Raw genomic sequence first — 18,084 nt, forward strand, 5'->3', positions numbered from 1 at the left:
TGCCCGCGATTAACGCTAATGGCGCGGGCATGGCCGCCCAGAATCAACCCATCGTTGACGCGCTTTTTAACTTTGAACTCGCCTATCAGAGCCTGCCCGGCGTTAATCTGTCCTCAGAAATGAAAAAGCCCGACCCGGGAAACCGGGTCGGGCTTTTGCGTCAGGCCGTCAGCGTCTTGCTTATGCCTTGCCCTGATTGGCCACAGCTTCGGCTGCCTTGGCCACTTCCTCGGCGTCGCCCAGGTAGTAGTTCTTGATGGGCTTCAGGTTGTCATCCAGCTCGTAGACCATCGGCACGCCGGTGGGGATGTTGAGCTTGACGATTTCCTCGTCGGAAATGTCGCCCAGGTACTTAACCAGTGCGCGCAGGCTGTTGCCGTGGGCGCAGATCAGTACCTGTTTGCCGGCTTCGACCTGCGGCTTGATCTCGCTTTCGAAGTAGGGCACGAAGCGATCCACGGTGTCCTTGAGACTTTCGGACAGGGGGATCTCGTTCTCGCTGAGGTCCTTGTAGACCCGGAAGTTGCCGGCGTAGCGTTCGTCGTCGCGCTCCATCTTCGGCGGCGGGGTGTCGTAGCTGCGGCGCCAGATATGCACCTGATCGTCGCCGTACTTGGCGGCGGTTTCTGCCTTGTTGAGACCCTGCAGGGCACCGTAGTGGCGTTCATTGAGACGGTAATCGCGGATCACCGGAATCCACATCTGATCCATGTTATCGAGGATGGACCACAGGGTGCGGATGGCGCGCTTGAGCACGGAGGTGTAAGCCACATCGAACTCAAAGCCTGCTTCCTTCAGCAATTCGCCGGCCTTGCGGGCTTCCTCGCGGCCCTGATCAGTGAGATCCACGTCTTTCCAGCCGGTGAAACGGTTTTCCTTGTTCCAAACGCTTTGGCCATGGCGGACCAGTACCAGTTTCGTGCTCATGGGTTATTCCTGTGCGGTTTTCAGTGCGGCGCAAAGCGTAGCAGAAAAGCGCCGGGAAATTGAGCGTGAGCCGGGATATTTCGCTGGAATTCGATCCGCTGAGTGCAATTTTTCACACTGTCTTCAGGCGGTTATCTGCTCGACTCGCGGATAAATCCCATATCGGCGGCCTGCGTTGCTGAAATGTGCCGCCCTGAGCCCGTATAATCGTCGCCAATTCAGACTCAGGCGACTTCATGGCTTATCTCTGGTGTGACAACAGCGACGACATCACCTCCTGGCGCTCCGGGTTGGCGGCGACAACGCCTCTCTATCTGGACACCGAATTCATGCGCGAGCGCACCTTCTGGCCGCAACTGGCCCTGGTGCAGGTTCACGATGGTGAGCAGATCCGGCTGATCGATACCACCAAGGCGAGCGGCCCGGATCTGGCGCCTATGTTTCAGCAGCACACCCTGGTGATGCATGCCTGCTCCGAGGATCTGGAGGCCATCGCTGCGTTCAGCGGTGACTACCCGGCGGCCATCGAAGATACCCAGATCGCCGCTGCTCTCACCGGCGAGGACATGCAGCTGGGTTACCAGAGGGTGGTGCAGATGCTGCTCGGAGTGGACTTGCCCAAGGGGGCTACCCGCACCAACTGGCTCAAGCGACCGCTCAGCCAGGAGCAGTTGCTCTATGCCGAGGATGATGTGAAATACCTGCCTGAGGTGACCGACATCCTCCGGGGCCGGTTGGTAAACCTGGGCCGTGAAAGCTGGTGGCGGGAAGAATGCGAGCGGCTGCTGGCCCAGGCCCAGGCGGTAACCGCGCCGGAAAAGGCCTGGCGCAATGTGAAAGGCGCCGGCCTGCTACAGGGTCAGGCGCTGGCGGTGCTGGCGGTGTTGACCCCCTGGCGGGATCGCATGGCCCGGGAGCGGGATCTGCCCAAGGGCTTTGTGCTCAAGGATGCCCAGCTACTGGATCTGGCCCGCTCCAGCCGCAGCGACCGGGGTTTGTTTTCGGAGCTGGGTCTGCATCCCAAGGTGGTTCGCCGCGATGGTGATACCATTCTTGAATTGCTGGCAGAGGGCCGACGCGGCACGCCGCCGGAACCCTTGCCGGGGCCGCCGGATGCTCACCAGAAAAAACTGGCCAAGATCCTGCGTAAACGGGTCGGTGAGATTGCCGAGTCCATGAACATGAAGCCGGATGTGCTGATGCGCCGTCGCTGGCTGGAGTCCCTGATCCGCCACCCGGATCAGGTGCCCGAGCCACTCACTGGCTGGCGCCATGAGATTGTCACCAGGCCCTTACTGGAGTTGCTTTGATGTTGAAGGGCAAGCTGTTCTGCTCGATCTATAAAAGCCGCCGCAAGGCTGGCATGTACCTGTATGTGGATCGGCAGAAGGGAACCGGAGACCTGCCCGAGGTGCTGTTGAAGCAGTTTGGCAAACCGGTGCATGTGAGCGACATGATTCTCAGCCCGGACCGGCCGTTGGCCCGGGCCGAGGTCGCCAAAGTCATGGACGACATCCGCATCAAGGGGTTTTACCTGCAAATGCCGCCGCCACCGGATGAAGACATGTTCATGGCCGATGGCCATCCTGACAAACCGGCAGGGCCGGATGCCTGAGAAGGGCCTGCGTGAACGTTTCTGGGAACTGCCTCTGGGGGAGTTGTCGAAACCGGAGTGGGAAGCCCTGTGTGACGGCTGTGGCCGTTGCTGTCTGGTGAAGTTGCAGGATGAGGACAGTGGCGAGCTGGCCTTCACGAACCTGGCCTGTCGTTATCTGGATAGCCAAAAATGCCAGTGCCGGGTGTACGATAATCGCTTTAGCAAGGTGCCCGATTGCATCCAGGTCACCGAAGCAGTGGCTCGGAACACCGCCTGGTTACCGTCCACTTGCGCCTACCGGCTACGTGCCCACGGGCAGCCATTACCCGCGTGGCATCCGCTGATCAGTGGGGATGCGGGAACGGTCAGGCAGGCGAGAATCAGCGTGGCCGGGCGAGTGGTCTCCGAGCAGCTTGTGCACGAAGACGATTGGGAAGAGCATATTATTCACTGGATAGAGTAGACGGCTTTAATCTGGGCTCAGTGCGGCCTGCTTTATCTCTGATACCTGAACCGGATGGGAGTCATTGTGACAACACAAGCGTATATGTGGGGCTGGTTGGCGTACTTGTTGGGCTGTGTGGGTGTGCTCTTCGTCTGGTGGTGGCTGACCCGGCCGCTGGCCGTGTGGGCCAAGGTGCCGTTGCGTATCCTGCTGACAGCGCTGCTACTGACCCCCTGGTCGGTATCACCGCAGCATGATGAATGGGCGCCGGCCTGGGTGGTGACACTGTTCGACGGGTTGGCCCAGGAAGATGTGAGCCTGTGGCGTGCTGGAGGCCCGCTGCTGGCCATGCTGGTGGTGGCCCTGATCGTGGCGGCGCTGGAACTGTGGCGTCAGCGGCGCAAGCACAGCGTCGGGGCCGCTGAGCAATGAGCGACTGCATTTTCTGTCAGATCCGCGACGGCAAGCTGCCTGCCAGTGTGGTCTACGAGGATGACCGGGCCATGGTGATTCTGGATCTGTTTCCGATCCGCGAAGCCCATTGCCTGGTGATTCCCAAGACCCATGCGCCCTTGCTGGAACAACTGGATAGCCCCTTGACGCACCATCTGATGGACTTGGCACGGCGTACCATCGTGGCCCAGAAAAAGGCCGGATTGGCGGTGAGAGCCCATAACGTGGTGGTCAATGATGGTCGTGAAGCCAATCAACACGTGCCCCACGTTCATGTGCACGTGATCCCCCGGCGCGGTGGCGACACCCTGGCGACCGCCTTCACCTGGGCTACCCGACTGCTCAACGTCTTCGGCCTGGCCCGCCGCCGCAAAAGACTGGATCGCCTGGCTGGCCTGCTGGCGGAGCATTTTCCGGAAGCCGCTAAATAGTTAACAGTGAATAGTTAACAGCGTCGCGAGTTGGCGGTGTTTTGGATCTGGAACGCAAAAGGTCGCGCCCAGCCTTTGGGCGCGGCCTGTTTTTGGAAAAGAACAACAAAAGACTTGATAGTGTTACCTCAGATCGCAGCCTGAGACTGTTCACTGTTCACTGTTCACTGTTCACTGTTCACTGTTCACTGTTTGCGCCAGGCACGTACCCGTAATGGCCAGTGTACCGTGCGCAGCCCGTCCCCCCAGGCTTGCCTGAGCGTTGGTGCGAAGTCGTCCAGCGGATGTTCCCCGGTCCGGGCGGCCTGGACCAGGGCGGACCAGGTGTCCAGATAGCCGAGCATGTCGGTGGCGGACCAGTCGAGGGTAATGCAGTCGCCGGGGTAAGTCAGTGCCGGCCAAGGCAGGTCGGCATCCGGGTAGCCGGCGACCACCTGGGCCCTTTCAGGCGGCCACCAGGGCGCCAGCGGGCCGTCGTGAAAATCCTGGATCATGCTTCCCAGTCCTGTCACCTCACAGACCCCGTAACTGATCAGTGCCAGCATGCCGCCGGGGCACAAGGTGCGTTGCGCTTCAGCGTGAAAGGCAGCCTGATCAAACCAGTGGTAGGCCTGGGCGACGGTAATCAGGTCCAGGCTGGCGTCTGCCAGCGGTAATCGATGGGCCATACTAAGCAGATAGTGGCTGCGCGAGGCAGGGGCTGCCAGCAACTGCTCATGGCTGATGTCGGCACCTAGCACCTGCCGGAACCAGGGCTCCAGGCCCCGGCTGGCTTGACCGCTGCCGCAGCCCAGATCCAGTGCAAGATGATGGCCTGTGCTCTGATTGCTCAGCCACTGGAAAAGAGAAGGGGGGTAGGTGGGGCGAAACTGCTGATACTGACTGCCGCGCTGAAACAGCGATTCAGTCACTGAAGAAGCCGTCGTCATCGAAGTGGGCGGCCCACAGGCGGCCATCTGCCCGTTCCAGATCCAGCGCAATCCCCGCCAGAAGCTGCCCTTCCGGAGCGGCACACCAGGCGACAGTGCCGTACAGGTGGTAGGTGCCGTGCTCTTCCAGCAGTGCCACCCAGAGCTCCACATCCGTATTCGGCTTGATCGGGGCCGGCAGCTCGATACTGATGCCGGCCAGGGAAATATCGTGGGTGGTCAGGTACAGGCGATCGGCCGGGTCCAGCGAGCCGGACTGGCTGGGCAGCAAGGTCAGCGCCAGGTTTTCTTCGCGCGAGGTGCGGGGGAAGCGACGATTGTCCATTGCCGTTGCCATAGGATTTATCCGTAAATCATTCTGTCGACCGCATAGGCCGCAATCGCCATGGTAGCGACCACGCCTGCCAGGAACAGCAGGAACAGCAGGGCGGGTTTAACCGTTTTCGGCAAGGGTTCGGTTTCCCGTGGAGTGCGGGTCTCCTGCGTTTTGTTCATCAGCCATCTCCCTGATTTATCCCGATACTTTACAGTATCAGCTATCCGCGGACGATAGGAAACTGGTATCGAATCAGGCGGCTGCCTGAGTGCGGGATTGTCGGCCGAATGGCAGACAAAAAAGAAGGAGCCCTGAGGCTCCTTCTTTGGTGGGTTGAGATGAGCGCGGAATTTAGCCGCCAATCTCGATCTTCTGGAACATGTACTCATGCACCGAATCGGACATCAACGGTAGATAAGATACCAGCAGCAGCGCTGTCAGCATCACCGCGATGGGAAGCAGGAACTTCTCATAGCGACGGAAGAAGCTGCCTTCCTTGAGCTTGGCGGATTCCACTTCTGCCTCACCCACCACTTGACGTGTTAACAAGTGATTTAGTGCCACTGGTGGTGACAGGTAACCCAATTCGAAGGCCACCAGGGTGATCATCCAGAAGTGCAACGGTGCAATACCGTTGTCGAACGCGACCTGGGCAATGGTGGCGTTCACCAGAATCACCGCCCCGTAGGGGTCCATGATCATGCCGATGATCACCATGGTGACTACCAGCAGGGTCATGGCCAGCCAGACGTTGGCGAAGGTTTCCGGCAGGTTCTCCATGACACCAGAGCGCTCGATGATACCGCCGACACTCACGGACAGGGCCATCAGCATCAGCAGGGCACCAATGTGGCCGGTGGTTTCATTGGTGGCAAAGCGCAGGGAGTTTTCCAGTCGGTCACCAACCCCGGGTTCTTCCCGATAATCCGGGTCTTCTGTGGGTTGCTTCAGCACATAGTAGAGCACGACTGCCGCGCCAAGCAGCAGGTTGCGCCACAGCAGCCCCCAGAACAGGGCTTCCAGATCCTCGGCAGAAGTGCCGGTGGGGATATTGCCAGCCTCCAAAGCCGCATTGATACCGGTCAGGTTGTACAGGGAGTACACCAGCAGCGGAACCAGCACGATGGTGAACAGATGCAGGGCCTTATTGCTCAGTTTCTCGTAGCTGAGAATGGCAAGCAGCATCACCGGCAGAATGATCGGCGCATAGTTCTCGTTGAGCTGTGTGTCCAGGACATCGCGGAAGAATACGACCACGGTGCCCATGATGATCACGTAGGGCACTAATGGAACCAGACGCTTGATGCTGGCTGGTACGGCTTCCGAGAACGGTGCGATGCGAGCCGCTTCGGTACGGGCAAACTGACTGTAGATAAAGAACAGCAGCAGCGACAGACCGAAGATCTTCAGGCCGGAGGTGAACAGTTCATCAGTGGTTACCGAGTTGTTCAGCGCAGCGATGATCACTACCAGCAGGCAGGGACGCAGTACCACACCCATGGAACCGGACATGGCGGTGGCGGCCAGGGCCAGTTGCTTGCGGGCACCGGCACGGATCAGTTCGTTGTAGATGGTGGCACCGGCGGCAATAACGAAGATACCGGAAGCGCCGGTGTAGGCGGTGGGGATCGCGGTAACCGCGAGCACCACGAAACACATCAGTTCCGGGGACATCTTCCACGGACGCAGCACGTCAAACACCAGATGGGCCATCTTGGTCTGGCGCAGCATCATACCAATCCAGATATACAGGGCCAGGCTCAGGAACAGGGTGGACAGTTCCATCATCATGCCCAGATATACACTGATACCGTGGTAGTAACCCTGGCTGACGAACTGGATGCCAGCGGTGATACACATGAAGCTGTACAGCGGAATGGTCAGCAGGGCCTTGCCCCAGCTGCCGCCTTCTTCCAGGTCCTTGGGCGGCTTGATCAGCTGCCAGAGTGCCGCCAGGGACAGCAGGGCAAAACCGGCGATCCAGAACTGGTGAAGGTAAAAGTGGTTGACCTGAACCCCGTCGGCCATGGCGCTGACTTCCTCGCCACGGTAGATCCAGGCGGACATCAGCAGCATCACATTGGCGGAAAGCTGGCCAAGGCTGGATACGAAATGGTCCTTGCGGGTTTGCGCCGGGCGCAGGGCAATATGGTGGCGGGTCAGGGTGGCTGTGGCGGCACAGATAATGACCAGGATACACAGCAGCAGTCGTTTGTAGTGGCCCAGAGAGGTCACTACCTTGGCCACGCCGCCTTCCAGGGTCCGGAAAGCAATCACGCCGGGGGTGACCTTTTCCTGCACCATGGTGTAGGTGGCCCACTTCTCACGGCAGATTTGCTGGGAAGCTTCCAGTGACTGACGCAAAGCGTCTTCGTTTACCTCGGTGCCGAACATGCCGGCCAGAGGATCGTCAGCCATCTGCTGTTTCTTTCTGATGATGGCCGCTTCAAGTTGGTCATCAAGGTTGGCGTCCGGATTACAGGTCGGCTCCTGAAGGATGCCGGCACCCCGTAACTTGAAGTAGCCTTCCCAGGTGTTTTCGCCGATTTTCAGCAGCTGGGAGTGAAGAACTTCCCCTGATGCGAGAAACACCGTCAGCAACAGGAGAATCAGGGTTGGTAGCGATGCCAACCATTCACCGACGGAACGGTTCGCCACTTTCATAGAAGAAGGTTTGTCCATTGTGCACCCGGTTATTGTTATACCGCCTTAGGGAGCGGGAAAGAGGCAACCCTTGGGCCCTCAAGCCTTATTCGCCGCATTCCAGGGCAGTGTAAACACCTTGACTACCCGGCAGAGAAGAGCCGGGTGACAGAAAATAGGTCGCTGGAGAAAAGCGGGGCCACCCGGGCCCCACTTTGATCGGTACTGCGCTTACTCGACCGGATTGACGCATTCGGCGCGGGAAGGCTCTTCCTTGCAGCGCACCTTGCGCAGCAGGGACATCATATCCTTGCTGTAAACGCCATCATTGGTCAGGGCGATGCGGGCTTCGCGCATCATTTCGTCATAGCGCAGCTTGTCGGCCTCGGGGATACGAATCCACCACTTCTTGTCGACTTCGTTGTTGGCGTTCTCGATCACCGTCATGGCGCGGTCAAACTGGCCAAGCATGTACTTACGAGAGCTGTCAGCATAGCCATCCGGGAAGCGGTCTTTCTTGAGAATGACCTGGGCAGTCAGCTGGCCCAGTACATAATCGATCATGCCGCCATCCGGCTGCATGCCCTTGTACAGTTCCAGGGCAGAGTAGGCAGCAATCGGCGCAAAGCAGATGTCCACGGAACCGTTGTTGAAACGGCCGGAGAAGTTGGTGATGTCGGACATTACCGGAGACATGCCAACCCGGGACGCCATGCTGGCCTGGGCGCTGTCATATTCCAGTACGGCGATGGATTTGCCTGACAGTTCGCTCACGGTGTCGATGGTGCGATCTTTCACGAACAGGTAGGCGGCACCCATGGGGGCAACGCCGCCCACTTCGTAGGGGCCGGAAACCAGCTTCTCGTTGATGGAGGGGTTGCCACTGGCCAGCACGGTGATCACGGTGCGCATGGCATCGTAGGAGGGGATGGCACCGATGGAGTCCAGGCTGCCGGTGTAGTTGTTGAACTGGCGGCCACGGATACCGGTGAGTACCGCAGCATCGCACTGGCCGGCTTTCAGATCTTCGGAGGCGATTTTTTCATCGGTGTAGGGTTTCAGCTCCAGATCCACACCCCAACCGAGGGCGGCGGTCTTGTAGTCCTTCATGATGTTATAGATATCACCGTTGGCACCGATGATATCAAATACGCACATGGACCGTTTTTCGGCGGCCTGGGCGGGGCTAAGTGTCAATGCAAGTGCAGCAGTGGCTGCTGTGGTAAACGCCTTCAAATAGCGCATGGCTTGTCTCCTGGTTACTTCTTAATCTAATTCAAAGCGGCCCCAAGGGGCCGCAAACAGGCTTACAGCAAATCGTCAATATTGACCGCCGGTCCGGATTTGGCGGCGTCATCCCAGAAAGTCCCAAGCCCACCAATAGGGGTGCGCTTACCGGTATTTTCTGTCCATTCCCGGTCGGAAATGCCAGTGATGATGAAGCCGGCAATGGCATCCATCATGGCGTATTCCGGATCCAGATTCTGGTCGTTGGCGGCAAAGTCACGGATGGCCTTGCGCATGCGTTCGTCGTCGCCCTTGCTGAAGGCGCTCATGGCATACAGGGCGCTGCCCAGGCGGACGCCACCATCAAAGCCGGCCTTGGCAGAGGCTTCCAGCTCTTTCCACGGTTCGGCATTGGCCGGAGCCAGCATGGGCAACAGGTTCCAGACGGCAGCACGGGTACCACGCGGTACGCCCCACCACTTGTCGTTATCCAGGCACTTCATGTTGCGCTCTACCTTGGCGGCGAGATCGCGGGGTACGCCCACGGCGCCGTCGGAGGCACCGTCATTGAGCAGGGCCTGGACACCGGAGATGTTGCCGACCATCCACACCAGCTCGTCGAAATCGGTTTTCAGCTTGGGGCATTCGCCTTCTTTCTGTTCACCAAAGGCGGTGAGCATGTTCTGGTAGGCGGTATACTGTCGCTGCGCCGCGACGGCAGACCAGCGCTTCTGCTCGATGCGAGCATCCTGAGCTTCGTTCACGTTGCCATCTTTCACAGCACGCATGTAGCGCAACTCGGCATCGATGGCGATCTGTTCGGCACAGGTGGCGGCCGTGGTGAAGACCATGGCACCCAGCTTCTCGGGATGAGAGCCGACGCGCTCAAAGGCCATCAGCAGCGGGGTCTGGGCTTCGCCGGTGACACAGGCCATGCGTACATCGTCAAACGTGAGCATGTAGGGAAGCATCTCGGAGCGGCCGAAGCTGATCAGCACGTCACCGGTTGTCTTGTAGATGACGCCACAGCCTTGCAGAGCCAGGATGGCGCCCCCTACCAGGGCCAGACGGGAATGTCGTAGCATTTTTGTCAAGGTCAGAGAACCCATTCTATAGCTCCTTGTTGTTGTTCTCGGATTAGCGGACTCAAAGGTACGAAAGTCCGTCTATTGGCACAAGCGGCAATTACAAAAAAGCCTGCAAGCAATTACAAACAATAAATTTGCTTTATGATGGAATACGTTACGTTGTGCAGCGCACCCACCAGGAAAGTAAGACTTTATTATGACCGATCATACTGACATCAAAGACATGAAGGCCTGGCTGGCTGGCGAGAGAAGCGGCATTTCTCTGGCCATGAACACGGCCCGTGGCGGCCTGCGGGTACTGGAGACGATTGGGGTGGTGGGGCGCCAGGGGCTCAGCTGGATGCTTGGCGATCGCCCGCCAGTACCGGCTTTGCTGCGTACTACCTTTGAATCGCTGGGCACCACCTACATCAAACTTGGGCAGTTTATTGCCAGTTCGCCGTCGATTTTCCCGGAAGAGTATGTCGAGGAATTCCAGCGCTGTCTGGATCGCACCCCGGCACTGCCGTTTCATTATATTCGCGAAACCATCGAGAAAGAGCTGGGTGGATCGCTGGAGTCTCTTTATCAGTCGGTTGACCCCAAACCATTGGCCAGTGCGTCTATTGCACAGGTTCATGCGGCGAAGCTCAAAAACGGACAGGACGTGGTGATTAAGGTTCAGCGGCCCGGTGTCCGTAATGTGCTGTTGACGGATTTCAATTTTCTCTACTTTGCTGCCCGGGTTACCGAGCGGCTGGCGCCGGGTCTGTCGCGCTCTGCCATCTCCGGTGTGATTGAGGAATTGCAGGCCGGCATGCTGGAAGAGTGTGACTTCATCAAGGAGGCGCACAATCTCCAGGCTTTCAATGCTTTCCTGCAAAACACCGGCAACACCTCTGCGGTGGCGCCGGATCCGGTCATGTCCCACACCACCGGCAAGGTGCTGACCATGGAGCGCTTCTTCGGGGTGCCCCTCACTGACATGAATGTGCTCAAACAATATACGGATGATCCGGCGCAAACCCTGATCTCTGCACTCAATACCTGGTTCTCGAGCCTGATGTTGTGCGATTTCTTCCATGCGGATGTGCATGCTGGCAATTTGATGTTACTGGAAGACGGTCGAGTGGGGTTCATCGACTTTGGTATTGTCGGCCGGATCCGCCGTGAGGCCTGGGATGGTATGGCCAAATTCTTTGATGCCATCGGCCGTGGTGATATTCGCCAGATGGCAGAGGCCATGGCGATCATTGGCATGACCCGTGAAGAGGTGGATGTGGATGCGCTGGCGCGGGATATCGAAAGCCTACAAGGCGCATTGGGCCAGGTTGACCCGTCTGCATTGGTGCAGGCCGACCGCAACGACAAGGAAGTTAACCGCTTGCTGATGGATCTGGTGAAAATCGGTGAGGGCCACGGCATTCGTTTCCCTCGCGAATTCGCCCTGCTACTCAAGCAGTTCCTCTACTTTGACCGTTATGTGCAGGTGCTGGCACCGGAAATGGACATGTTCAGTGATAACCGCGTGGATATGTTCGGAGCGGTGGATGATATGCCGGGCGGGTTTTTGCACTAACAGCCGTTACGAGCCATAAAAAAACCGCGCCCTTCGGCGCGGTTTTTTTGTGTCTGTCTATCGGCAATTTCAGCGCGGAGTCAGCAGGTATGTCGTTACCACGGCGCTTTCTTCGCCTCGCAGCTAGACGCTAATAGCTTGTAGCGGCTTTTCACTCCACCGGATCCGCACATTCCCCTTTCGACGGATTGAGTTTGCAGCGAATCTTGCGTTGCAGGGTCAGCATGTCGCCATCGTAGTAGCCTTTTTCGCGCAAGGTCAGGCGAGCTTCCTGCATCATGGTTTCGTACTCGCGCTTGTCCGCATCCGGGATTTCGATCCACCAGCGGTCCGGTACCTTGGCAGCTTCCTGGTCCAGTCGTTCCTTGATCAGGTGATAGCTGTTGAAAAACTCCTCGCGAACCAGCTGTGCCACCTCGTTGGGGAATTTATCCTTGCGACCGATCAGTTGCATGGTGATCTGCGCCAGCGGGTAGTCGATGATGCCGCCATCCGGTGACATGCCCTTGTAGAGTTCCAGCACCTCGTAGGCCACCAGCGGGGCTGCCAGTACATCGACGACGCCGTTGTTGAACTTGTTGGGGGCAGAGACGATATCGGAGGCGACAGGGGTGGCGCCGATCTGCGAGACCATTTCCGCCTGGGTTGGGTCATAGTCGAGTACCGCTACCCGTTTCCCCGCTGCATTGGCCAGGGTGTTGATCGCTCTGTCGTTGACGAACACATAGGCACCGCCGGCAGAGGCCAGGCCGAGAATGACATACTCGCCACTCACCATCTTGTCGGCAGACTTGGGGCTGGCCATGACCTGCAGCAGGATTTTCATGTGCTGGTCGCTGGGCACGCCGCCGATGGAATCAATGGTGCCGGTGTACTTGTTGAAAAGGCGACCGCGCAGGCCAGTGATCAGGGCTGCATCGCAGACGCCAGCCTTCAGGTCTTCCACCACCACGCTTTCGCTGGTGTAGGCTTGAATATCAAGCTCTACGCCATATTCCAGCAGGCGGGTGCGCTGATCTTCGGCTGCCTTGTAGATGGGCCCGGCACGACCGGCAATATCCCAGATACAGATGCGTCGTTTCAGGGGTTCGCCCATGCTGAAGCCGGCCACTTTCTGCATCGCGTCGATGCGGTCGTCGAGACTGCGACTCTGATCGTAGGCAATGGCGCGCAGTTTCTCTGCGAGCTCAGGGGTAAGCGATACGCCGGGGGCAAACTTTTCCAGCTCAGCTTGTTGTGCCGGCGTCAGATTTAGTTGGTTGTCTGCGTGGGCGATGAGGGCGCCGAGCAGCAGGGGGAGAATGAGCAGTTGGCGAAAAAAAGTCACGCAAGCCTCCATGGGCATTTATTGTTTGAACCGGAAGTCGTCGCTTCAGGTTGAACACCCATTGTGACAGTCGTGACTGGTGAGTCGCTGGCTGGCCAGCCGGGGTGGCTGGCCGCGATGCCAACGATGATGTCACCGCATCAGCTTTATTCCGTATCCTGGCTGCATTCGGGCCGCTGAGGATCCACCTTGCAGCGAATACGTTTCATGATCTTCAACATGGTGGCGTCGTAGTAGCCGGTCTCGCGCAGTTTTAAACGCGCAGCGCGCATCATGCTGTCATATTCCTGTTTTTCATGATGATCCACGTCGATCCACCAGGTTGCCGGTATCTGGCCTGCTTCTTTTTCCAGGGCATTCTGGATAGACGAAAAGCTGTCTGCGGCCACTTCCCGTATCACTGCAGCGAATGCGGGCGGAAAACGATCAGTGTGGCCAATCAACTGGGCGGTGAGCTGAACAATGGGGTAATCAACGATGCCACCGTCGGGTTCCATGCCCTTGTACAGTTCCAGTACCTGATAAGCCACCAGTGGTGCGGGCAGTACATCCACACTGCCGTTATTGAACTGATTGGGGGCAGTGGCAAGCGTCGTGGCCACCGGGGTGGCGCCGATCTGGGCAACCATCTTCGATTGGCCCGGATCGAAATCCAGTACGGCAATCTTTTTCCCTGCGACTCGTTCCAGTGAATTGAGTCTCTTGTCGTTAACAAATAAATAGGCGGCGCCGGCGGGGGTGACCGCCAGAGTCTGATATTTGTTGCTGACCATGTTTTCGCTGAGCTGAGGCAGGGCGATGGATCGCAACAGCATATCCATGTGCTTCAGCGACGGTAGGGCGCCGATGGCATCAATGGTACCGCTGAAACGGTTGAACTGGCGGGCGCGAAAACCGCTCATCAGGGCTGCGTCACATTGACCGTTTTTCAATGATGCGACCATGGCGCCTTCGTTGGTAAAGGCCTCCAGGCTGATATCAATTTTATAGCGCAGCAAATCCAGGCGGAGGTTGGTGGCGCCATTGAAAATGGGGCCGGAGCGACCGGACAGATCCCACAAGCAGATATGACGCTTGAGCATGTCGTCCGGGCCCAGCCCCATTTCCTGACGGGCTTGCGCCAGGTGTTTTTCCTGCTTGGCCGTCAGTGTCAGAGCCTGACTGGTACAGGCCAGAGATAGCAGGGCCAAGCCTAAAAGGCCGGTAATAAGGGTGCGGTAATTCCCCATGACGCTTCCTTAGTCATTCGTTGACATGCTTATATCACGGGGAAGAGATGGGAAGTTTTACCGCCTGTATGACAATTGTACGCGGCGCCTGGCAGCGCCGCGTAATTGACTCTTTATTGTCTGTTCAAGTGATGCTGCATTCGGAGCGGGTGGGGTCGAATTTGCAGCGTATTTTGCGCTGCAAATCCAGCATGTCACTGCTGTAGTATTTCTGCGCACGCAGTGCGTCGCGGGCATCTTGCATCATCACCTCGTATTCCCGCTTGTCCTTGTCAGGAATGGCGATCATCCAGCGCTCAGGGACTCGACGTGTTTCCAGTTCAATGCGCTTTATCACGTCTGGGTAGGCTTCAAAGGAGGCCTCACGAATCAATTGCGCTACCTCGTTGGGGAACTTGTCCAGGCGACCGATCAACTGCATGGAAAGTTGTGTTAACGGGTAGTCGACCACCCCACCATCCGGGCTCATGCCTTTATACAGTTCAAGAATTTCATAGGCGACCAGAGGCGCCGGCAGGATATCGATCTGGCCGTTGTTGAACTTGTTGGGAGCGCTGACGATATCGGTGGTAACGGGGGTGGCACCGATGGCCGCCACCATTTCTGCCTGGGTTTCATCATAATCGAGAACGGCAACCCGCTTACCCGCAGCCTTGGCCAGGGAGCTGATGCGTCGGTCGTTAACAAAAATATGCGCGGCGCCTGCCGGGTAGATGCCCATCACGACATAATCCCCCTGCACCATGTGACCGGCCTGTCTGGGGTGAGCCATCACTTTAAGCAACGTTTGCATATGCTTCTGGGACGGCACGGCGCCGATGGCATCCACACTGCCGCTGTAAAGGTTGAACTGGCGAGCCCGTAATCCGCTCATCAAGGCAGCATCGCAACGGCCGGCCTTGAACTCATCCACCATCACGGTTTCATTGGTATAAGGCACCAAGTCCAGGTTGATGCCATATTCCAGGGCCAGTGCCCGTTGCTCCATGGCAGCATTGAATACCACCCCGTTACGCCCGCCGATATCCCAGATGCAGATGGTACGTTTGAGGGTGCTGCCGGCGGGCATCTGATCCAGTCCCACCATCTGGCTGATGGCTTTAAGTCGGCTGCGAACCGGCATCTCTCTGGTGTAAAACACATCCTCGAGCTTTTCGAGGGTGGAGTCATTCAATGTGATGCCGGGCAGCAGTGCCTGGAGTTGCTGCTTTTGAGCTTGTGTCAGGTTGGCCGCGCTCAGTGATGAGCACAGCAGACTGACCAGAAAGAAAAGAGTAATGGGGGTGCGCATGGTGATCTCCCTGATGCCGCATTCTTGTTATGGACAATACATTTATCACGCGCTTGCAGGATAAGGGAGAGCTTTGGCGCAGGGGGTGACCGCGTTACGGCAATCCCAGTCGAAAGGGTCAATGGTGGAGCGAGTTGAAAGTTCAAAGTTTAAAGTTGAAACGCGGGCAGGGCCGGGGGGGCATTTCAGTCCAGTGCCCGCGCTGCATTTGGCCGCGGGCACTGGACCGGACAGAGACGTTCCAAACGTGATCGCGCCTTTTCAACTTTGAACTTTTAACTTTCAACTCAGAGTTTTTACTTAGGCTGCGCGTCGATGGATTCCCCGTTCACATCGCGGCTGTCCGGGCCGAGCAGGAACAGGTAGGGCGCCATGATCTCGTCCGGGGTTTTCAGTGTCTGCGGGTCCTCGCCGGGGTAGGCCAGCGCGCGCATGTCGGTGCGGGTGCCGCCGGGGTTGAGGGTGTTGACGCGAATGTTGCTGGTGTTCTCCAGCTCTTCGGCCAGCACCTGTGCCAGGTTTTCGGTGGCCGCCTTGGAGACGGCATAGGCACCCCAGAAGGCACGGCCCTTGCGGCCGACACTGGAGGAGGTGAACAGCAGACGGGCATCGTCGCTGGCACGCAGCAGAGGCAGCATGGCCTGGGTCAGGTAAAAGGCGCTGTTCACGTTCACCTGCATGACTGAGTCCCAGGTGCCGACACCGTAGCGCTCCAGCGGGGTGATGTCGCCAAGCACGGAGGCGTTATGCAGGATGCCGTCCAGGCGTCCGAATTCCTTGTCGAACAGGCCGGCCAACTCCTGGAAATCCTCCGGGCGGGCCACCGCCAGGTTCACTGGCGCCAGGGCTGGCTCCGGGCCGCCGGCGGCCTTGATCTCGTCGTAGACCTTCTCCAGCTTTTCCGGGGTGCGCCCCAGCAGGATCACGGTGGCACCGTGGCGGGCCAGGGTCAGGGCGGCGCTGCGGCCGATGCCGGCTCCGGCACCGGTGACCAGAATGATGCGATCCTTGAAGGCATCGGCAGGGCACTGGTAGGCCAGTGCCTTTGCATTCACGGCAGACAACTCGCTCATGCGGTACTCCTTGTGTTCATCGTTTGCAGCAGGGGCAGCAGGTCGCTGCCCTGTTCCAGATAATAATCGGCCTGCCAGCCGTGGGGGTCATCATCCGCGTCGATATAACCGAAGGCCGCCACGGCGGTGGCCATGCCGGCATTCTGGCCGGCCTGGATATCACGCAGATGGTCGCCCACGTAGAGGCAGTTGCCAGGATCCACGCCGTCGCGGCCGGCGGCCATCAGCAGGCCTTCTGGATCCGGCTTGCGCTGTTTCACATGGTCCGGGCAGATCACCGCGCCCACCCGCTGGTCCAGCTTTAGTCCCGCCAGCACCGGCCCGGTGAACCGTGAGGGCTTGTTGGTCACTATGCCCCAGGGCAGGCCATTGGCCTCCAGCCAGTCCAGCGTTTGTGCCATGCCGGGAAACAGGCAGGTGTCCACGGCCAGGTGCTGTTCGTAGGCGTTCAGCAGCTCGTCCAGCAGGGGCGGGAATTCCGCATCCTCCGGTCCCACCCCGAAGCCCAGCTCGGTGAGGGCGCGGGCGCCATTGGATACATTGGCGCGCACCGCGGAATAGCTTACTTCCGGTCGGCCATGCTGTTTCAGCAGGGTATTGAGCACCGTATAAAAATCCGGTGCGGTATCAATCAAGGTGCCGTCCAGATCGAAATAAACGGCTTCAAGCTTTTCCATACATTCTCTCTACAACGCCGCTGTAGGAGCGCCGCTTGAGGCGCGAAAAAAACAGTTTCGAGGTACAAATAACGAGGACGAAAGGCACAACCGGTTTGGCTTTTCGCAACTCGAACCTCGTTACTCGCTTCGCTCGTTTCGCGCCTCAAGCGGCGCTCCTACAGGGGAAATTTATTCGCCTTTCACCGCGTGCATCAGATAGTTCACCGACACATCCCGGTTCAGCTTGTACACCTGGGTCAGCGGGTTGTAGACCATGCCGGTGGTGTCTTTCACTTCCAGCCCCGCGTCCCGGGCCCAGCCGGCCAGCTCCGAGGGCTTGATCAACTTGGCGTATTCGTGGGTGCCCCGTGGCAGCAGGCGCAGCACGTATTCCGCGCCGACGATGGCGAACAGGAAGGCCTTGGGATTGCGGTTGATGGTGCTGAAGAAAATCTGCCCACCGGGTTTTACCAGGGTGGCGCAGGCGCGGATCACGGATGACGGATCCGGCACGTGTTCCAGCATTTCCAGACAGGTGACCACGTCGTACTGGGCGGGCCGTTCCTCGGCGATCTGTTCCGCCGGAATCTGCCGGTATTCCACCGCCACGCCGGCTTTCTCCGCGTGGATACGTGCCACCGACAGCGGTGCCTCGCCCATGTCGATACCGGTGACCTCGGCGCCACGCCGGGCCATGCCTTCGGACAGCAAGCCGCCGCCGCAGCCGATGTCGATGACTTTCTTGCCGGGCAGGCTGACGCGCTCGTCGATGTAATTGAGACGCAGCGGGTTGATGTCGTGCAGCGGACGGAACTCGGAATTGGGGTCCCACCACTGCTCCGCCAGGGCATTGAATTTGGCGATTTCGCCGGCGTCTACATTGGGGATCTG

Annotated in this window: 19 protein-coding genes; 6 read left to right on the forward strand and 13 right to left on the reverse strand. The window is 58.6% G+C overall.

The window, feature by feature from the left end:
• Positions 1-180: 180 nt before the first annotated feature.
• Complete coding sequence (gene gpmA, locus ACMG4N_RS08130; protein WP_272961692.1) at positions 181-927, reverse strand: 2,3-diphosphoglycerate-dependent phosphoglycerate mutase; 747 nt, start codon at positions 925-927, stop codon at positions 181-183.
• Positions 928-1,163: 236 nt separating this feature from the next.
• Between gpmA and rnd the strand changes: the two genes are divergently transcribed.
• The 5 genes from rnd to ACMG4N_RS08155 all read left to right on the forward strand — a co-directional run bounded on the left by rnd (position 1,164) and on the right by ACMG4N_RS08155 (position 3,853).
• Complete coding sequence (gene rnd / locus ACMG4N_RS08135) at positions 1,164-2,237, forward strand: ribonuclease D (protein ID WP_297766363.1); 1,074 nt, start codon at positions 1,164-1,166, stop codon at positions 2,235-2,237.
• On the forward strand, positions 2,237-2,542 hold the full coding sequence (locus ACMG4N_RS08140; RefSeq protein WP_272962194.1) for a YcgL domain-containing protein: 306 nt from the start codon (positions 2,237-2,239) through the stop codon (positions 2,540-2,542). The genes rnd and ACMG4N_RS08140 overlap by 1 nt, the downstream gene beginning before the upstream one ends.
• Complete coding sequence (locus tag ACMG4N_RS08145) at positions 2,535-2,987, forward strand: YcgN family cysteine cluster protein (protein WP_272962193.1); 453 nt, start codon at positions 2,535-2,537, stop codon at positions 2,985-2,987. Before ACMG4N_RS08140 ends, ACMG4N_RS08145 begins: the two co-directional genes overlap by 8 nt.
• 66 nt (positions 2,988-3,053) lie before the next feature.
• Positions 3,054-3,401 carry a hypothetical protein gene (locus tag ACMG4N_RS08150; protein ID WP_272962192.1) on the forward strand — a complete coding sequence of 116 codons (348 nt, stop codon included), beginning with the start codon at positions 3,054-3,056 and terminating at the stop codon, positions 3,399-3,401.
• Complete coding sequence (locus ACMG4N_RS08155; RefSeq protein WP_272962191.1) at positions 3,398-3,853, forward strand: HIT family protein; 456 nt, start codon at positions 3,398-3,400, stop codon at positions 3,851-3,853. Before ACMG4N_RS08150 ends, ACMG4N_RS08155 begins: the two co-directional genes overlap by 4 nt.
• Before the next feature lie 185 nt (positions 3,854-4,038).
• Here ACMG4N_RS08155 and ACMG4N_RS08160 read toward each other — a convergent pair whose 3' ends face one another.
• The 6 genes from ACMG4N_RS08160 to ACMG4N_RS08185 all read right to left on the reverse strand — a co-directional run bounded on the left by ACMG4N_RS08160 (position 4,039) and on the right by ACMG4N_RS08185 (position 10,077).
• On the reverse strand, positions 4,039-4,764 hold the full coding sequence (locus ACMG4N_RS08160) for a class I SAM-dependent methyltransferase (protein ID WP_414430125.1): 726 nt from the start codon (positions 4,762-4,764) through the stop codon (positions 4,039-4,041).
• Positions 4,757-5,119, reverse strand: coding sequence for a PilZ domain-containing protein (locus ACMG4N_RS08165; RefSeq protein WP_272962189.1), 363 nt, complete (start codon positions 5,117-5,119; stop codon positions 4,757-4,759). The genes ACMG4N_RS08160 and ACMG4N_RS08165 overlap by 8 nt, the downstream gene beginning before the upstream one ends.
• A 5-nt stretch (positions 5,120-5,124) precedes the next feature.
• Positions 5,125-5,277: a hypothetical protein gene (locus ACMG4N_RS08170; protein WP_272962188.1), complete on the reverse strand. Its 153-nt coding sequence runs from the start codon at positions 5,275-5,277 to the stop codon at positions 5,125-5,127.
• Between the two features lie 172 nt (positions 5,278-5,449).
• Positions 5,450-7,780: a TRAP transporter large permease subunit gene (locus ACMG4N_RS08175; RefSeq protein ID WP_414430124.1), complete on the reverse strand. Its 2,331-nt coding sequence runs from the start codon at positions 7,778-7,780 to the stop codon at positions 5,450-5,452.
• Between the two features lie 192 nt (positions 7,781-7,972).
• Positions 7,973-8,986 (reverse strand): putative solute-binding protein, encoded by a 1,014-nt coding sequence (locus ACMG4N_RS08180; protein ID WP_272961681.1) that lies wholly within the window; start codon positions 8,984-8,986, stop codon positions 7,973-7,975.
• 62 nt (positions 8,987-9,048) lie between these two features.
• On the reverse strand, positions 9,049-10,077 hold the full coding sequence (locus tag ACMG4N_RS08185; RefSeq protein ID WP_272961682.1) for a hypothetical protein: 1,029 nt from the start codon (positions 10,075-10,077) through the stop codon (positions 9,049-9,051).
• Positions 10,078-10,252: 175 nt separating this feature from the next.
• Here ACMG4N_RS08185 and ACMG4N_RS08190 point away from each other — a divergent pair, with 175 nt between their 5' ends.
• A complete protein-coding gene (locus tag ACMG4N_RS08190; protein WP_272961683.1) occupies positions 10,253-11,614 on the forward strand; it encodes an ABC1 kinase family protein in 1,362 nt (453 codons plus the stop codon).
• A 151-nt stretch (positions 11,615-11,765) separates the two neighbouring features.
• Here ACMG4N_RS08190 and ACMG4N_RS08195 read toward each other — a convergent pair whose 3' ends face one another.
• The 6 genes from ACMG4N_RS08195 to ubiG form a co-directional block, all read right to left on the reverse strand.
• Positions 11,766-12,959, reverse strand: a complete 1,194-nt coding sequence (locus ACMG4N_RS08195; RefSeq protein WP_414433270.1) for a putative solute-binding protein — start codon at positions 12,957-12,959, stop codon at positions 11,766-11,768.
• A 128-nt stretch (positions 12,960-13,087) separates the two neighbouring features.
• Positions 13,088-14,170 carry a putative solute-binding protein gene (locus tag ACMG4N_RS08200; RefSeq protein WP_414433271.1) on the reverse strand — a complete coding sequence of 361 codons (1,083 nt, stop codon included), beginning with the start codon at positions 14,168-14,170 and terminating at the stop codon, positions 13,088-13,090.
• 124 nt (positions 14,171-14,294) lie between these two features.
• Entirely contained in the window at positions 14,295-15,461 is a 1,167-nt protein-coding gene (locus tag ACMG4N_RS08205) for a putative solute-binding protein (RefSeq protein ID WP_414433272.1), read from the reverse strand.
• Between the two features lie 296 nt (positions 15,462-15,757).
• Positions 15,758-16,534 (reverse strand): YciK family oxidoreductase, encoded by a 777-nt coding sequence (locus tag ACMG4N_RS08210; protein WP_414433273.1) that lies wholly within the window; start codon positions 16,532-16,534, stop codon positions 15,758-15,760.
• Entirely contained in the window at positions 16,531-17,211 is a 681-nt protein-coding gene (locus ACMG4N_RS08215; protein ID WP_414433274.1) for an HAD-IA family hydrolase, read from the reverse strand. Before ACMG4N_RS08215 ends, ACMG4N_RS08210 begins: the two co-directional genes overlap by 4 nt.
• A 171-nt stretch (positions 17,212-17,382) precedes the next feature.
• Positions 17,383-18,081, reverse strand: coding sequence for a bifunctional 2-polyprenyl-6-hydroxyphenol methylase/3-demethylubiquinol 3-O-methyltransferase UbiG (ubiG, locus tag ACMG4N_RS08220; RefSeq protein WP_035246877.1), 699 nt, complete (start codon positions 18,079-18,081; stop codon positions 17,383-17,385).
• Between the last annotated feature and the right edge of the window lie 3 nt (positions 18,082-18,084).

The sequence above is a fragment of the Alcanivorax sp. IL2 genome (assembly GCF_047495475.1).
In the GTDB taxonomy this organism is placed as follows: domain Bacteria; phylum Pseudomonadota; class Gammaproteobacteria; order Pseudomonadales; family Alcanivoracaceae; genus Alcanivorax.

Coding starts and splice junctions, on each gene's coding strand:
- gpmA (WP_272961692.1), bottom strand. CDS start 927: ATGAGCACGAAACTGGTACTGGTCCGCCATGGCCAAAGCGTTTGGAAC.
- rnd (WP_297766363.1), top strand. CDS start 1,164: ATGGCTTATCTCTGGTGTGACAACAGCGACGACATCACCTCCTGGCGC.
- ACMG4N_RS08140 (WP_272962194.1), top strand. CDS start 2,237: ATGTTGAAGGGCAAGCTGTTCTGCTCGATCTATAAAAGCCGCCGCAAG.
- ACMG4N_RS08145 (WP_272962193.1), top strand. CDS start 2,535: ATGCCTGAGAAGGGCCTGCGTGAACGTTTCTGGGAACTGCCTCTGGGG.
- ACMG4N_RS08155 (WP_272962191.1), top strand. CDS start 3,398: ATGAGCGACTGCATTTTCTGTCAGATCCGCGACGGCAAGCTGCCTGCC.
- ACMG4N_RS08165 (WP_272962189.1), bottom strand. CDS start 5,119: ATGGCAACGGCAATGGACAATCGTCGCTTCCCCCGCACCTCGCGCGAA.
- ACMG4N_RS08170 (WP_272962188.1), bottom strand. CDS start 5,277: ATGAACAAAACGCAGGAGACCCGCACTCCACGGGAAACCGAACCCTTG.
- ACMG4N_RS08175 (WP_414430124.1), bottom strand. CDS start 7,780: ATGGACAAACCTTCTTCTATGAAAGTGGCGAACCGTTCCGTCGGTGAA.
- ACMG4N_RS08180 (WP_272961681.1), bottom strand. CDS start 8,986: ATGCGCTATTTGAAGGCGTTTACCACAGCAGCCACTGCTGCACTTGCA.
- ACMG4N_RS08185 (WP_272961682.1), bottom strand. CDS start 10,077: ATGGGTTCTCTGACCTTGACAAAAATGCTACGACATTCCCGTCTGGCC.
- ACMG4N_RS08190 (WP_272961683.1), top strand. CDS start 10,253: ATGACCGATCATACTGACATCAAAGACATGAAGGCCTGGCTGGCTGGC.
- ACMG4N_RS08195 (WP_414433270.1), bottom strand. CDS start 12,959: ATGCCCATGGAGGCTTGCGTGACTTTTTTTCGCCAACTGCTCATTCTC.
- ACMG4N_RS08200 (WP_414433271.1), bottom strand. CDS start 14,170: ATGGGGAATTACCGCACCCTTATTACCGGCCTTTTAGGCTTGGCCCTG.
- ACMG4N_RS08205 (WP_414433272.1), bottom strand. CDS start 15,461: ATGCGCACCCCCATTACTCTTTTCTTTCTGGTCAGTCTGCTGTGCTCA.
- ACMG4N_RS08210 (WP_414433273.1), bottom strand. CDS start 16,534: ATGAGCGAGTTGTCTGCCGTGAATGCAAAGGCACTGGCCTACCAGTGC.
- ACMG4N_RS08215 (WP_414433274.1), bottom strand. CDS start 17,211: ATGGAAAAGCTTGAAGCCGTTTATTTCGATCTGGACGGCACCTTGATT.